Here is a 12,549-nt window from a genome sequence, read left to right as displayed (position 1 = left end):
TGTCCCTTCAAGCTTCCTCGGCGAATCACTTGTGTGTCATCTGTTTATGCCCTATGGCTACGAATCATCCACGCGGCTTTCTCATGAAAAGAGATCAGATCCTCGTAGACGACAACGGCATGTGTGTCGCCTGACTTCTCCGCTTCTTCATGATGCTCTTTAAGACGTGCGGCCATGGCCAAATGATCCTTGTTTAAAATCTCAATCATTTGGTGAGCGGTAATAACGTCAGATGGCGCTTCATCGATCAGAGCGGTCTTTAAAAAATCACGAAAACTTCCCGGGGCTTTAGCTCCGTACGCACGAATGGTTTCCGCGACGGTATCGGCATTCTCTCCTAGACTCTTGTATTGAGACTCAAACAGGTTATGTAAAGAAAAGAACAAAGGTCCTTCCACGTTCCAATGAAAGTTTTGTGTCTTCAACATCAAAACGTATTCTTCGGAAAGAGTTTTCGACAACGTCTGCACTGTTCTGGTCGAGTTCATGTTCATAGATTCCTCCAGTGATTTATCTATATGTCACTTAGATATTATCTATTGGTTCGGTTCTGGCTACTTGTGAGATAATTGACATATTAAGGAGGGCATTATGACAACGCTGCAAACACGCGCGCTGCTTGCCCCGAAAATCCGTCTGGGTCGAGCCGTATTATTTTTCTACCTGACGACCTTCATTGTTGTAGGACTTCTGACTTATCTTTCGAATCGGTAATGACTTCTTTCTGAAGAGGAGTAAACTACTCCCATATTACTAAAAGAGGAGACTTCATGAAGAATCTGATTCTTGCCACCTTTGTCACAGTGGCTTTAAGTGCGTGTGCTCAGTTCCATAAAAAATCAGAAAATGGTACAGCACCTTCTCAAACAACCACGACGCCTACTGCAACTCCTGTTGCAGCAACAAAAGCTCAAGCTGTTCTTAAGCCTTCCATCAACTCGAAGGTAAAAGGTATTGTGCACTTTAGCGAAGACGGCGACGCCGTAAAAATTGAAACGATGGTGGAAGGTCTGAAACCAGGACCTCACGGCTTTCACATTCATGAAGTCGGAGATTGCTCTAAAGCAGATTTTTCTTCTGCAGGCGGACACTTTAATCCAGGCCACGGCAGTCACGGTTCTTTAGATTCTAAAGACGCAAAAAAACGTCATGCCGGAGATTTAGGAAATCTTATGGCCGATACGAAAGGCAAAGCCAACGCCATAATTATTGTCGATGGTCTTACAGTAAAACCAGGACCTCACAGTATCTTGGGAAAAGCCATTATCATTCACAATGACAAAGATGATTTGAAATCACAACCAGCTGGAAACTCCGGCCCCCGCGCCGCTTGCGGAGTGATCGAAGCTTTATAGAAAAGAAAAAGGCCGTTTTAAACGGCCTTTACTTTTTGAGAGATCTTTCCAAAAATGCTCTGTCCTTTTTCATTGAGCATTTGCATTTCCACCGTATCACCGGACTTCATGAACGGGGTTTTGATAGATCCCGTTTCAATTTGTTCAATCATACGTTTTTCAGCTAAGCAGCTTGAACCCTTGTCATGACTTTCATTGGAAACAGTTCCACTTCCGATCACAGAGCCAGCTGCTAAATTTCTTGTCTTCGCCGCATGAGCAATCAACTGACCAAAGTGAAAGTGCATTGCACCTGCGTTGGCTTTACCAAAGAATTGACCGTTGTAATTCACTTCCAGTGGCAAGTGAATACGTCCGCCCTTCCAGGCTTCGCCTAGCTCATCAGCCGTGACTGCAAATGGAGAAAGTGCTGAAGCTGGTTTACTTTGGAAGAAACCAAAACCTTGCGCCAATTCTTCAGGAATCAAACCGCGCAATGAAACGTCGTTAATGAGCACAAACAAACGAATGTACTTAAGAGCTTCCTCTGGCGTTACACCCATCGGAACAAAATCAGTCACTACTCCCACTTCACCTTCGAAGTCTGTTCCGTGAGAGAAATCCCTTTGCGGAATATCTTCCGTCGGCGCCAGGAATTGACCACACTCACCTTGATACATCAAAGGCACTGTTTCCAATGTCTCTGGAAGTGGAGCTTTACGAGCCATACGTACAAGTTTGATATGATAGATGAAAGCCGAACCATCAGCAAAAAGCCACGTGCGCGGAAGTGCTGAGTGAAAGTTTTTTTCATCAACAGGAAAAGCATTCGCCGCTTTTCCCTCATTCAGATCTGTGTAGAGCTTTTGCAAAGAAGCTTCTTTTTCTTTCCAATGCTCCAAAGCCTCGCGCAAATTTGCAGAAATGTGCGTCGCTTTGACAGCCGTTTTTAAATCACGGCTGACCACACAAAGCTCCCCGTCTAAACTTTGCGGGGATTTTAAAGAACCTAGTTTCACGTCTTATCCTTAGTCAAAAGTGATCATCAAGTTGGCGCCGACAGCACGGTAGTTTTTCAAACCTTCCGCTGCTTCACCGCTAGCGCTTTCATAGTACAACGTCGCACCCAAGTTTGGAGCGAACTTGAAGCTCGCACCGATCAAAAGCGGAATCAATGGAGACTTCACGTCGTTCACAGTTCCAACGTCTGCGTTTTTATCAAGATTCAAACCCAAAGAAACACCGGCAAAAACACCTGCGTATTCTTCGAATTTGTACATCAATGCCACCGGAATATCGAGGTAGTTCATTGTGATTTTGTTGTCTGTTACACCTTCAACAGTCAAAGGTCTTTGCGTGTAAAGCATTCCCGTTCTTAGGTGCCAAGCACCAGAAATTGGAAAGTGCGCCGTCGCACCAAACTGCATACCCATTTGAGATTTTGTAGAAGCGCCATCCACGTCACCAGATTGCTGACGGATTCCTACTTCTAAACCGTAATCGATATCCGCCAACGCAGCAGAAGACATCATTCCTACAGCAGCCACTAATGCTAGAGCCAACTTTTTCATTCTAAACTCCTTCACAATGCCTTCTTAAAAAGGCTTTCAAATAGTCCCACATTTTATTTTATTTATCAAAACACCACACAGCATTAAGAGCCATTTCGTTTATAGCCTTTATTGTCGACACTTCGCTGTGCTCCAAAGCTAAATGATGCGGTTCGACTGTACCACGAGCGGCCAAAACAATAACGATCAACGGAAGCAAAATGCGCAATACTGTTTCAAGTTTTGAACCAGGATGCGGAGAGTATTCGTCTTTCCATTCTCCGAACTTGATACTTTTTGTCAGCATGTAGCCCAGGCTGAAAAGCATCACTGTGATAATACAAAAAATCCACACTTGGTTTTGCTGCAAACCGCGAGCTTGCTCCAATAAGACATCAGGTGTCCACGCCATGTAATCATTAAAGCGCATGCGAACACCGTGGCGCGCGAAGTGGAAATAATCGATAAACGTCAAAGTACAAATTAAAAACCACACGCCGACAAAATAAACCTTGTAAGCTGCAAACATCGAGCGAGGCCATTTTTCCGTCAGAGTCTGCAAAAGAATAACGAAATAAAGAGGAATAAAAAGAAATCCAAAGATTAAAAGATCAAAACGGAAGCCCGCAATAAACGACTGCGCAATTTCGGTAAAGACAGCATCAGGTGTCGCATGAAAAACCGAAAGAAAATACAGATTCAATCGGAAGAGCGTCATAAACAGAATCATCGCCAATGCTAAAATTCCAAGTTTAAAAAACACCTTCGTTGAAAAACGCAGCGAAAAGATAAATCTATTCGGCACTGAAAAGTCCTTTGACTGAGCAAACACAAGTGAAATAATGAGCCATCGAAAGCAGCCTTTATAGGAGCGTATATGGCGTCTATGGTACTTTACAACTATTTTCGAAGTTCCACTTCCTACCGTGTTCGTCTGGCAATGCACATAAAGGGCCTCGACTTTGAATACAAGCCCGTCAATCTTTTGAAAGCAGAACAGCGCTCTCCGGAATATCTAAAAATCAATCCTCTTGGAGGGGTTCCAACACTCGTTCATAACGGTAAAGCGATTCCAGAATCTTTTGCGATCATGGAATATCTCGATGAAGTTTTCCCCGAACCAGCGCTTTTCCCCAAAGATGTTTACCTCAAAGCACGCATTCGCCAAGTGTGTGAGGTGATTAATTCCTTTATGCACCCAATGGGGAATTTAAAAACTTTGAAGTACATGGAGACCCATCACGGTTACACTCAAGAACAAAAAGAAGAGTGGTTTAAGCACTGGGCGACTCAAGGACTCGAGACTTTAGAATCAACACTTAAGGAATTTTCGGGCACGTACAGTTTCGGCAACCAAGTCACGATGGCGGATCTTTTCTTGATTCCACAGCTCGTGACTTGCCAACGCTTTAAGGTGGACCTTTCACCTTACCCAACTCTGGTAAAGATCAGTGAAAACTGCAACAAACTTGAAGCTTTCCAAAAAGCTCATCCATTCAAACAAATCGATACACCGGAAGAATTTAAGAAGTAGATCAATCGAAAAATTCAGGCCCTAAAAATGCAACAGCGGATCTCTGCTCTCGCCAGATCCGCTGTGAGTGATCCCTTTGTCCGAAACACAAAGGAGGTCCGATATGCGTAACCACCAGTTACGTACTATTCGGCGTATTTTACGCATCACTAAAGCTCTGTTGATAATTATTCTTCTCATTCTGACAATTATCGCGAAGCTAAAAGCTCTTTAATAACTTTGCCGCAACCTAAATCCCAACAAGTAACATAGGACTAAGGTCGGGACTAAAAATCCCGGGCAAAGCGAATCAGGGATCTCAGCCCTGGCGAGAGCGCCTAATTAGAATGGATAAAAAGGAAATTCCATTTGTCGATCACGGGAATCGTGATGAAGACCAACATCGAAATATTAAGCCACATGAAAAAAGCCAACCAGCGTTCAGTGCCGTTGGATTTGTAGTAGCGATAAAATTCCTGCATGACTTTAAAACAGAATGGGAAAGTTAGAAGGATAAACATCCAACTTGCGTGCACGAACATCGGTGCTGCCAATGCAACTCCAACGTACACGAATGTATAAAGACCTACATGGAATAAAGTTCTTTGCATTCCCAAAGCGACCGGCAAAGTGGGGATTCCGCCTTTAGCGTAGTCATCTTTAAACTTGATCGCCAAAATCCAGAAGTGCGGCATCTGCCATAAGAACATGATCAAGAATAAATACAAAGATTCAGGATTAAAGATATCGGGATTCGCAACTGCGTATCCGATGGTCACTGGCAAAGCGCCCGGAATGGCCCCCGGAACGGCGGCAAACACCCAACGTCTTTTCCAAAACATCGTGTAAGCAATATTATAAAGAAAAACGCAGAACAATCCCACCCAACCTGCAACAGGTTGAAGTGTGAAAAGGAAATTCAAACCGACAACGATAAAGCTCACGGCCAAGATACCCGCAGCAGCTGGTTTGATTTTTCCAGCAGCAATCGGACGTTTTGCTGTACGAGGCATTTTTTGATCGAGCTTCCACTCTTGAACTTGATTCAAAGCCAAAGAACCCGAACTTAGGAAATAAATCCCCGCCAAGGTCTCTAAAAAGATTTTCCAGTCAAAAGTGTGTTCGATTTGAAAACCGGTGGCATAGCCGGCCAATCCCGCAAGGACCGAGAACACGACTATGCCAAACTTAGTAAGATCCGCGTAAATTCTTAACACGGTCTTATAGAGGACTTACCTCAACAACGCGTGTAACGATGTCCACAACGCTAAAGAGGAGAAGAACAATTAGGAAGAAGAAACCTGTCGCGAAGATCGCACGATTCATATTTGTGTCGTCTTTCAAGTGCATGAAATACAACAATACGAATGTCGCTTTAACAGCCGCGATCAAGAACGCGATCGGAGCTGCGAAAGCACCCAATTGCGCGTTGAAGTGATGCGCGATCACCGTCAAGAAAGTCAAACCGAACAAAGCACCAGCGACTTTAAGGTAAGTCGACATGGGTGTGATGTGCGGATGAAGAACGTTAGCTTCGTTGTTTGAATTATGATTCGCCATTGATTACCCCACCAAATAGAGAAGAGGGAACAGGAAGATCCAGATCAAGTCGACGATATGCCAGAAAATACCGACACCTTCTACAGGCAACCAGTATTGAGAGTGGAAATCGCCACGGATAGTTCTGATCAAAAGCCAAGTGATCAAACCCATACCGATCAACACGTGGATACCGTGAAGACCCGTCATCGCAAAATAGAAACCAAAGTACATACCAAGGTTTGCATGCTCAGGGTGAACTTTCGCGATGTCCAACAAGTGACCCGGGAAAAGACCCATGTGGAACTTATGCGTGTATTCGTAGTACTTGATACACATGAAGATCGCACCGCAAAGAACTGTCGTCGCCAAAGCGATTGTCGCATTCTTTGTTTGGTTCTTCTGGATGAAAGAAATCGAAATCGCCATTGTGAATGAAGAGAAGATCAGAACAAGAGTGTTCACGAATCCCAATCTCCAGTCCAAATACTTCGCGCCTTCAGCAAACATCTCAGGATAGATGTTGTGGAAGATCGCGTAGCCTACCAAGATCGCTCCGAACATGAGGATCTCGGTAACCATGAACAACCAAATACCTTGTTTACCAGCATCGTACTCTTGATTCGCATCTTTAAAGTGGTGCGAAACGTGAGCTGAATGGGTGTGCTTAATGTTATCTGTACTCATATGGCCCCGCTGTTACAATCGGTTCAACCGCAAAGTTATCGTGAGGAGGAGGAGAAGCCGTTTGCCACTCCAACGTTTTAGATCTCCAAGGATTCATTGGAGCCTTCTCACCTTTTCTGATCCCTTGAACGATAGTCCAAAGACCGAACAAGAAACCAGTTAGAATCAACCAAGATCCGACAGTTGAAACCTTATTCAAAGTTTCGTAAGCCGGGATGTAATCGAAGTAACGACGTGGCATACCCATCGCACCCAAGATGAATTGAGGGAAGAATGTCACGTTGAAACCAACGAAGATGAATACGAAAGACAAACGCGCTGTCGTTTCGTTGAACATCTTTCCGAACATTTTCGGGAACCAGTAGTAGAAACCACCCATCAACGCCATCAAAGTACCACCCACCATCACATAGTGGAAGTGAGCTACGACGAAGTATGTATCGTGGAAGTGAACGTCGATTGGAAGAGTTGCAAGCATGATACCTGTCACACCACCGATCGCGAACAAGAACAAGAAGCCCAAAGCAAACAACATTGGAGAATCAAAAGACACAGAGCCTTTGTACAAAGTTGCTACCCAGTTGAACATCTTGATCGCCGTTGGAACCCCCACCAGCATCGTGATGAAAGAGAACAAGATACCTGCTGTTGCTGACTGACCAGATACGAACATGTGGTGACCCCAAACGAAGAAGGAAACCGCTGCAATACCTAGTGAAGAGTAAGCAATCGCAGTGTAACCGAAGATCACTTTGCGAGAGAATGTTGTGATTAATTCAGACACAACACCCATCGCAGGAATGATCATGATGTAAACCGCAGGATGCGAGTAGAACCAGAAGAAGTGTTGGAACAATACCGGGTCACCGCCCAATGCTGGATCGAAGATACCAACACCGAACAATTTCTCAGCCGCCAACAACAACAATGTGATTGCAAGAACTGGCGTTGCCAACAATTGCAAGATCGCTGTTGAGTAAAGCGCCCACACGAACAAAGGCATTCTGTGCATTGTCATGCCAGGAGCTCTTAATTTGTGAACCGTTACGATGAAGTTCAAACCCGTCAATACAGAAGACATACCCATGATGAAGGCACCAAGCACCATCATCACTGTCGCAGTTCCAGTTCTGATTGAGTAAGGAGTGTAGAACGTCCAACCTGTATCGATTTTCTTAAAGAAGAAAGTCAAAATCGCAAGAGCCGCACCCGCCATAAAGCAGTACCAGCTTGCCAAGTTGATTTTCGGGAAGGCCACGTCTTTTGCTCCGATGTGCAGAGGCAAGAAGAAGTTACCCAAGATCGCCGGAATACCAGGAACGATAACCATGAAGACCATGATCGCACCGTGATAAGTAAGGACTTGGTTGTATACGTCGCCGTTTTTCAAAACTTGACCCACGTTTGCTGCGGTATTTGGAGCGAAAAGTTCCAAACGAAGAAGCAAGGCCATGATTCCACCGACAAGGAAGAAGAACATAACCGTGATCATGTACATAAGGCCGATACGTTTATGGTCAACAGTCGTTAACCAAGACCAGAGGCCTTTTTCGTGATTAATATAGTTGTCACCGTGATGAGCTGAATTTGTAGCCATAGGTGCGCTCCTTATTTCAATTCCTTGATGTACTCAACAAGCGCGCTGAGTTCATTTTCGTTTAACTGACCCTGGAATGTTGGCATAACACCTTTAGGGAAACCTTTTACGATATGTTTGTTCGGCTCAAGAATCGATTCGCGGATGTAGTTTTCATCCACCATGATTTTTGCACCGTCATCGATCGTCTCTTCTGTGCCGAATTTCTTGAACAAAGAAGGACCGACTTTAACCGCAGGAGAATCAACAGAGTGGCAAGAAGCACAAGCTTTCACCGCAAAAAGTTTTTCACCTTTTTTGGAAAGAGGAAGATTTCTTTCTTCCTGGCCTTGCTCTAGGTATTTGTCGAAATCTTCGCGAGAAACGACTTTCAACTTACCGATCATGCCCGAGTGAGAAGTTCCGCAGTACTCTGTACAGAAGATGTGGAAGTCACCCAATTTATCCGCGCGGAACCACAAAGCTGTGTAACGACCCGGAACGGCGTCTTGTTTAATACGGAAAGATGGAACGAAGAAAGAGTGGATCACGTCGTTCGAAGTCAAAAGAAGTTTTACATCTTGTCCAATTGGAACAACAACTTCATTCACGGTTTTGTAACCGTTTTTGTATTCGATTTCCCACGCCCATTGTTTACCAAGAACGTTAATTTCTAGAGCGTTCTTCGGCATTGTGCGCATGTCGTGATAGATGTACCAACCCCAAGCAAACACCGCGAGGAAGATCACAAGTGGAATGAATGACCACAAGAACTCCAAGAAAGTGTTGTGAGAGATGTAGGCAGTTTTGTCATCTGGAGTTTTACGACGATACTTCCAAACGAAGTAGATCATCCCACCGATAACAAGAACGCAGGCAATGAAGCTTGTGATCAACAAGAAACCATAAAGATTGTCTACCTGCTTTGCAATCTCGGTTGCTTGTGTGGGCATGAAGGATTGGGCCTTCGCTAAATTAAACCACATCATGTACTTTTATCTCCCCGCCGACTTGGTCTTCGCTCTGCGAGAGCGGATGTAAATCGGCAATAACCATAAAACCATCACCAGAACCATCAACGCTCCACCGATCTTCATCACATTGAAGGCCGCTAAAGTGTACTTGCTCTGTTGTGGGTCATACTTAAAACAATAAAGCACCAGGTGCTCAACGAAACTTCCGATTTTTCCATCAGCAGCTTCGTTCAACGCAAGCTTAATGTCCTGAGGATTAAACATAATCCCTGGCAAATAACGTGAGATTGTTCCGTCAGGAGTGATGATCACCGCCGCAGAAGCATGTGCCCACTCTTGAGCTTTTTCGTCCCACTTAAATTTAAATCCCAAAGACTTCGTCAGCGTTTGAACTGTCGCTTCATCCGCTGTGATAAAGTGCCAGCCTTGTGCGGCTTCAGGGCGCTCATACAGCTTCATGTAAGTCTCTTTTTTCTTGGCAGCCAAGTCGGGAGTCTCTTTTGAGTCAAAACTCACAGAAAGAATTTTATACTTCTTTCCTACCGTCCAATTTTGGTCCATCAATCGCAAAGCGTCTGTCAGACCGTTCAAATGGAAATTGCAAAGACCTGGGCAAGAAAAATAAACTGGAGAAAGAATCACAGGGTGCTTGCCATCGAAGAAAGAACCCAAAGTCACTTCTTGGCCGTTATCGTCTTTCACCTTAAGTGAAAGATCGATTTTTCCGCCGAGCTTTTCATCAATGCCGACACCTGCAAGTTCCTTCGGTTGCTCGTTAGCGACCATCGGCGCAGGCTGTCCGTCATAAGCTTGTGCATTCAATGAAAACAAAACGAGAACGACTGCAGAGAGAGCCGTTCCCATTGTTTTCATTTTCAAAACAAGCTTACTGTTTCGCATTTTAAATCCCTAATTATTGTGCTGTTTTTGCAAACTCAGCAACTTTAGCAGGATCGTCTTTAGATTTATTATTAGTGATAGAATCGATGTACCATACAAGGGCCCAACGGTCTGCCGGCTTGAAGTGAGCGTAAGAAGCCATTGAAGAACCTTTGATACCGTTCTGAAGAACTTTAAAGTGAGCAATCACGCCTTCACCTTGAGTCCACTTACCTTCAACAAGGTTACGAGGTTTTGGGTTCAAAGCCGCACCGGCAGCACCATCACCGAGACCTTTTTCACCGTGGCACATAGCACAGTTTGTTTTGAAAAGCTTTTCACCGTAAGCAACAAGCTCAGGAGTAGAAACCCAAGGTTCTTTTACTTGAGTGATATCGAAAGCCGGAGCAGCTCCTTCAGCAACTGGTGCGTTCGGATCAACTACGTTTTCCGCAAGATCCACACCCTTGTTCACAACAACAAGGTAGAAGAAGAAGGCAAGGCAAAACGCCATGGAGAAAGCAAATGCAATCAAACCAGCGCGATTATATTCATCTCTATTTTCAGACATAGGTTGGCACTCCCTAGGGGACGCAAAATAGTTTTGTCACAATATTGTAATGTATTGTTCTAACTAACGTAAAACCCGAGTGTCGGCAACTAATTACGCCGACACCGTCGAGATACTTAATTGCGACGCTATGCGCCAAGATGAGTTAGAAAAGATAACCGCGAGTGATGTTCACAAACTTTTCAGGAGATTCCACGTTGGCGCAGTGGCCTTGACCTTCAATAACCTGAAATTTTCCTCGAGAAAAAAGACTCGCCAAAGCCTTCGATTCATCCATCGACAAGAGTTTGTCGTGTTCGCCGTGAAGAACCAGAACTTCATTGTTCACTTTTTTCATATCTGCACGAATATCAAGCCCATCAAGGGCTTCAAGGACCCAGTGGCCCACAGTTTTCACTGCGTGAAACGCATCTTCTACAACAACTTGTTTAAAGAAATCCGTCTCAGGATTATTATTATGAATCGTAGAACCGATCACTGCCGCTGTCAGATTCTTGTCTTGTTTCATCTGCTCAAAGGCCGCAATCATCGAGCGATCAAACGTAACACCTTGCGCTCCGACAGGGTCCAGTAAAACAGCCTTCTTAAAAAGACCGGGTTCTTTGGCCATCATCAAAGCTGCAATTAGACCCCCGGTGGAATGCCCAACGACATGCATTGGACCACGGCCTGACTTCTTGATTACAGAAATAAAGTCATCAGCAAAAGTGTGCAAATTCACTTCGCTCGCGTCTTTAGGAGGCGTGCTCTTACCGCAACCGCGAAACTCCGCATAGATCAAAGCCCCTTTGTAGTCCTTCCCAGCAGCACCCTTTTTCCAAATCTCTTCAGAAGGATACCACCAACGATTCGAAGACAGATTTCCGTGAATAAAGAAAACATCTTCAGGAACTAAACCTTCTTTGACTTCAAAGTGAATCATTCGCGACCTACCTTGATTTCGTCATTTCCAGAGCGAACTTCACCACGGAATGGATAACCTTCGAAATCCTGACCTTTGAAAAGTTTTTTATTCCCAGTCACGATTTCGTAAACCCAAGCCGCTGTGAAATTAGGAACTGCTTCCACCATTTTGTGTTCAGAACCGTTGATATATAGACGGCTTGCACGAGCTTCCATCGGAACCGCATCCCAGTATTCATCAAGAACGCTGGTGTTGATGTACTGATCTTGACGAGCGATCATCAAGTGCAAGGCGCGCGCAGGAATAGAGGCTGTTTGATCAATAGGACGAGCTTTGCGAATCCCTTGCACCAAACGATAAGTCGCCTCAAGCTTGAACGGATTTTCTAAAACAATCGGCTCTGCTTGCGGATATGTCGCATACACGATTTGGTGAAGATAATAATCATACAAATCATCGTCTGACATTTTGTTGAACGGGAAAATCTGACGAGTCGCCCAGATCTGCGCCTTGATCCAATTATCTGTGCCATCAAGAGGACGCGTGAACGGCGCCATCATGACCAGATTCTTCACAAGGTTTGGATAAGCAGCGGCAAAGCCTGCGGCAATGCCGCCACCGTAGGATAGCCCAACTAAATTAAAAGGGCCTTTAAAATTCATTTTAGTCAAAAGTGCTTTCAAATCTTGAACTTGATTCTGAAAAGGAATCACTTCCAAAATCGGCGCATACTTTAAAAGTGTTTGTCCTTGTCCGATAGGATCATAGCGGAAAACACCAATGCCTTTTGCAACAAGAGCTTCTGTGAAGCTATCCCATTGACGAGTGCTGTAAGTAAGACCGTTGATCAAAATGACCGTCGGCTTCTGACCTTCAGCAGGCACATAATCAACGTACAATTCTTTTTGCGGAGAAATTGCCACGAAACCCTTAAAGGCTTCTGCTTTCGCGAGAGACTCCATTGAAACGAACAAACCGGAGCAAACAACCAAAGTAGCCAGAATCAGAGATTTCATAAAAAT

Annotated in this window: 15 protein-coding genes; 2 read left to right on the top strand and 13 right to left on the bottom strand. The window is 44.6% G+C overall.

Features of this window, described 5'->3' with window-relative positions:
- Positions 1 to 44 precede the first annotated feature (44 nt).
- Positions 45 to 494, bottom strand: coding sequence for a Dps family protein (locus AAAA78_RS01410; protein ID WP_295898729.1), 450 nt, complete (start codon positions 492 to 494; stop codon positions 45 to 47).
- Positions 495 to 770: 276 nt separating this feature from the next.
- Between AAAA78_RS01410 and AAAA78_RS01405 the strand changes: the two genes are divergently transcribed.
- Positions 771 to 1,355: a superoxide dismutase family protein gene (locus tag AAAA78_RS01405; protein ID WP_340589950.1), complete on the top strand. Its 585-nt coding sequence runs from the start codon at positions 771 to 773 to the stop codon at positions 1,353 to 1,355.
- A 17-nt stretch (positions 1,356 to 1,372) separates the two neighbouring features.
- Here the strand turns inward: AAAA78_RS01405 and AAAA78_RS01400 are convergent, their stop codons facing one another.
- From AAAA78_RS01400 to AAAA78_RS01390, 3 genes are read right to left on the bottom strand one after another with little or no spacing between them, the layout of a single operon-like run.
- Positions 1,373 to 2,353, bottom strand: a complete 981-nt coding sequence (locus AAAA78_RS01400) for a fumarylacetoacetate hydrolase family protein (protein ID WP_340589949.1) — start codon at positions 2,351 to 2,353, stop codon at positions 1,373 to 1,375.
- Between the two features lie 9 nt (positions 2,354 to 2,362).
- Entirely contained in the window at positions 2,363 to 2,905 is a 543-nt protein-coding gene (locus AAAA78_RS01395; protein ID WP_340589948.1) for an outer membrane beta-barrel protein, read from the bottom strand.
- A gap of 58 nt (positions 2,906 to 2,963) precedes the next feature.
- Positions 2,964 to 3,602, bottom strand: a complete 639-nt coding sequence (locus AAAA78_RS01390) for a hypothetical protein (protein ID WP_340589947.1) — start codon at positions 3,600 to 3,602, stop codon at positions 2,964 to 2,966.
- A 159-nt stretch (positions 3,603 to 3,761) separates the two neighbouring features.
- On the opposite strand from AAAA78_RS01390, the gene maiA reads away from it, so the two are divergent.
- A complete protein-coding gene (maiA, locus tag AAAA78_RS01385) occupies positions 3,762 to 4,418 on the top strand; it encodes a maleylacetoacetate isomerase (protein WP_340589946.1) in 657 nt (218 codons plus the stop codon).
- Positions 4,419 to 4,735: 317 nt separating this feature from the next.
- Here the strand turns inward: maiA and AAAA78_RS01380 are convergent, their stop codons facing one another.
- The 9 genes from AAAA78_RS01380 to AAAA78_RS01340 form a co-directional block, all read right to left on the bottom strand.
- On the bottom strand, positions 4,736 to 5,614 hold the full coding sequence (locus tag AAAA78_RS01380) for a protoheme IX farnesyltransferase (protein WP_340589945.1): 879 nt from the start codon (positions 5,612 to 5,614) through the stop codon (positions 4,736 to 4,738).
- Positions 5,615 to 5,618: 4 nt separating this feature from the next.
- On the bottom strand, positions 5,619 to 5,957 hold the full coding sequence (locus AAAA78_RS01375; RefSeq protein WP_340589944.1) for a cytochrome C oxidase subunit IV family protein: 339 nt from the start codon (positions 5,955 to 5,957) through the stop codon (positions 5,619 to 5,621).
- Positions 5,958 to 5,960: 3 nt separating this feature from the next.
- On the bottom strand, positions 5,961 to 6,623 hold the full coding sequence (locus tag AAAA78_RS01370; protein ID WP_340589943.1) for a cytochrome c oxidase subunit 3 family protein: 663 nt from the start codon (positions 6,621 to 6,623) through the stop codon (positions 5,961 to 5,963).
- Positions 6,610 to 8,220: a cytochrome c oxidase subunit I gene (gene ctaD, locus AAAA78_RS01365; RefSeq protein WP_340589942.1), complete on the bottom strand. Its 1,611-nt coding sequence runs from the start codon at positions 8,218 to 8,220 to the stop codon at positions 6,610 to 6,612. Before ctaD ends, AAAA78_RS01370 begins: the two co-directional genes overlap by 14 nt.
- 11 nt (positions 8,221 to 8,231) lie before the next feature.
- Positions 8,232 to 9,188: a cytochrome c oxidase subunit II gene (gene coxB / locus AAAA78_RS01360; protein ID WP_340589941.1), complete on the bottom strand. Its 957-nt coding sequence runs from the start codon at positions 9,186 to 9,188 to the stop codon at positions 8,232 to 8,234.
- A 6-nt stretch (positions 9,189 to 9,194) separates the two neighbouring features.
- Positions 9,195 to 10,073 (bottom strand): SCO family protein, encoded by an 879-nt coding sequence (locus AAAA78_RS01355; RefSeq protein ID WP_340589940.1) that lies wholly within the window; start codon positions 10,071 to 10,073, stop codon positions 9,195 to 9,197.
- A 13-nt stretch (positions 10,074 to 10,086) separates the two neighbouring features.
- Positions 10,087 to 10,623, bottom strand: coding sequence for a c-type cytochrome (locus tag AAAA78_RS01350; RefSeq protein WP_295898753.1), 537 nt, complete (start codon positions 10,621 to 10,623; stop codon positions 10,087 to 10,089).
- Positions 10,624 to 10,768: 145 nt separating this feature from the next.
- Positions 10,769 to 11,545 (bottom strand): alpha/beta fold hydrolase, encoded by a 777-nt coding sequence (locus tag AAAA78_RS01345; protein WP_295898755.1) that lies wholly within the window; start codon positions 11,543 to 11,545, stop codon positions 10,769 to 10,771.
- On the bottom strand, positions 11,542 to 12,543 hold the full coding sequence (locus AAAA78_RS01340) for an alpha/beta hydrolase (RefSeq protein WP_340589939.1): 1,002 nt from the start codon (positions 12,541 to 12,543) through the stop codon (positions 11,542 to 11,544). The genes AAAA78_RS01345 and AAAA78_RS01340 overlap by 4 nt, the downstream gene beginning before the upstream one ends.
- Positions 12,544 to 12,549 lie beyond the last annotated feature (6 nt).

This window comes from Bdellovibrio sp. BCCA (assembly GCF_037996825.1).
Lineage (GTDB): Bacteria > Bdellovibrionota > Bdellovibrionia > Bdellovibrionales > Bdellovibrionaceae > Bdellovibrio.
Note: the sequence above shows the minus strand (reverse complement) of the source record. Positions and strands in the feature narration are given on the sequence as shown.

Excerpts from the sequence above, each read along its gene's own strand:
- AAAA78_RS01410 (WP_295898729.1), bottom strand. The coding sequence starts at position 494 with ATGAACATGAACTCGACCAGAACAGTGCAGACGTTGTCGAAAACTCTT.
- AAAA78_RS01405 (WP_340589950.1), top strand. The coding sequence starts at position 771 with ATGAAGAATCTGATTCTTGCCACCTTTGTCACAGTGGCTTTAAGTGCG.
- AAAA78_RS01395 (WP_340589948.1), bottom strand. The coding sequence starts at position 2,905 with ATGAAAAAGTTGGCTCTAGCATTAGTGGCTGCTGTAGGAATGATGTCT.
- AAAA78_RS01390 (WP_340589947.1), bottom strand. The coding sequence starts at position 3,602 with ATGACGCTCTTCCGATTGAATCTGTATTTTCTTTCGGTTTTTCATGCG.
- maiA (WP_340589946.1), top strand. The coding sequence starts at position 3,762 with ATGGCGTCTATGGTACTTTACAACTATTTTCGAAGTTCCACTTCCTAC.
- AAAA78_RS01375 (WP_340589944.1), bottom strand. The coding sequence starts at position 5,957 with ATGGCGAATCATAATTCAAACAACGAAGCTAACGTTCTTCATCCGCAC.
- AAAA78_RS01370 (WP_340589943.1), bottom strand. The coding sequence starts at position 6,623 with ATGAGTACAGATAACATTAAGCACACCCATTCAGCTCACGTTTCGCAC.
- ctaD (WP_340589942.1), bottom strand. The coding sequence starts at position 8,220 with ATGGCTACAAATTCAGCTCATCACGGTGACAACTATATTAATCACGAA.
- coxB (WP_340589941.1), bottom strand. The coding sequence starts at position 9,188 with ATGATGTGGTTTAATTTAGCGAAGGCCCAATCCTTCATGCCCACACAA.
- AAAA78_RS01355 (WP_340589940.1), bottom strand. The coding sequence starts at position 10,073 with ATGCGAAACAGTAAGCTTGTTTTGAAAATGAAAACAATGGGAACGGCT.
- AAAA78_RS01350 (WP_295898753.1), bottom strand. The coding sequence starts at position 10,623 with ATGTCTGAAAATAGAGATGAATATAATCGCGCTGGTTTGATTGCATTT.
- AAAA78_RS01345 (WP_295898755.1), bottom strand. The coding sequence starts at position 11,545 with ATGATTCACTTTGAAGTCAAAGAAGGTTTAGTTCCTGAAGATGTTTTC.
- AAAA78_RS01340 (WP_340589939.1), bottom strand. The coding sequence starts at position 12,543 with ATGAAATCTCTGATTCTGGCTACTTTGGTTGTTTGCTCCGGTTTGTTC.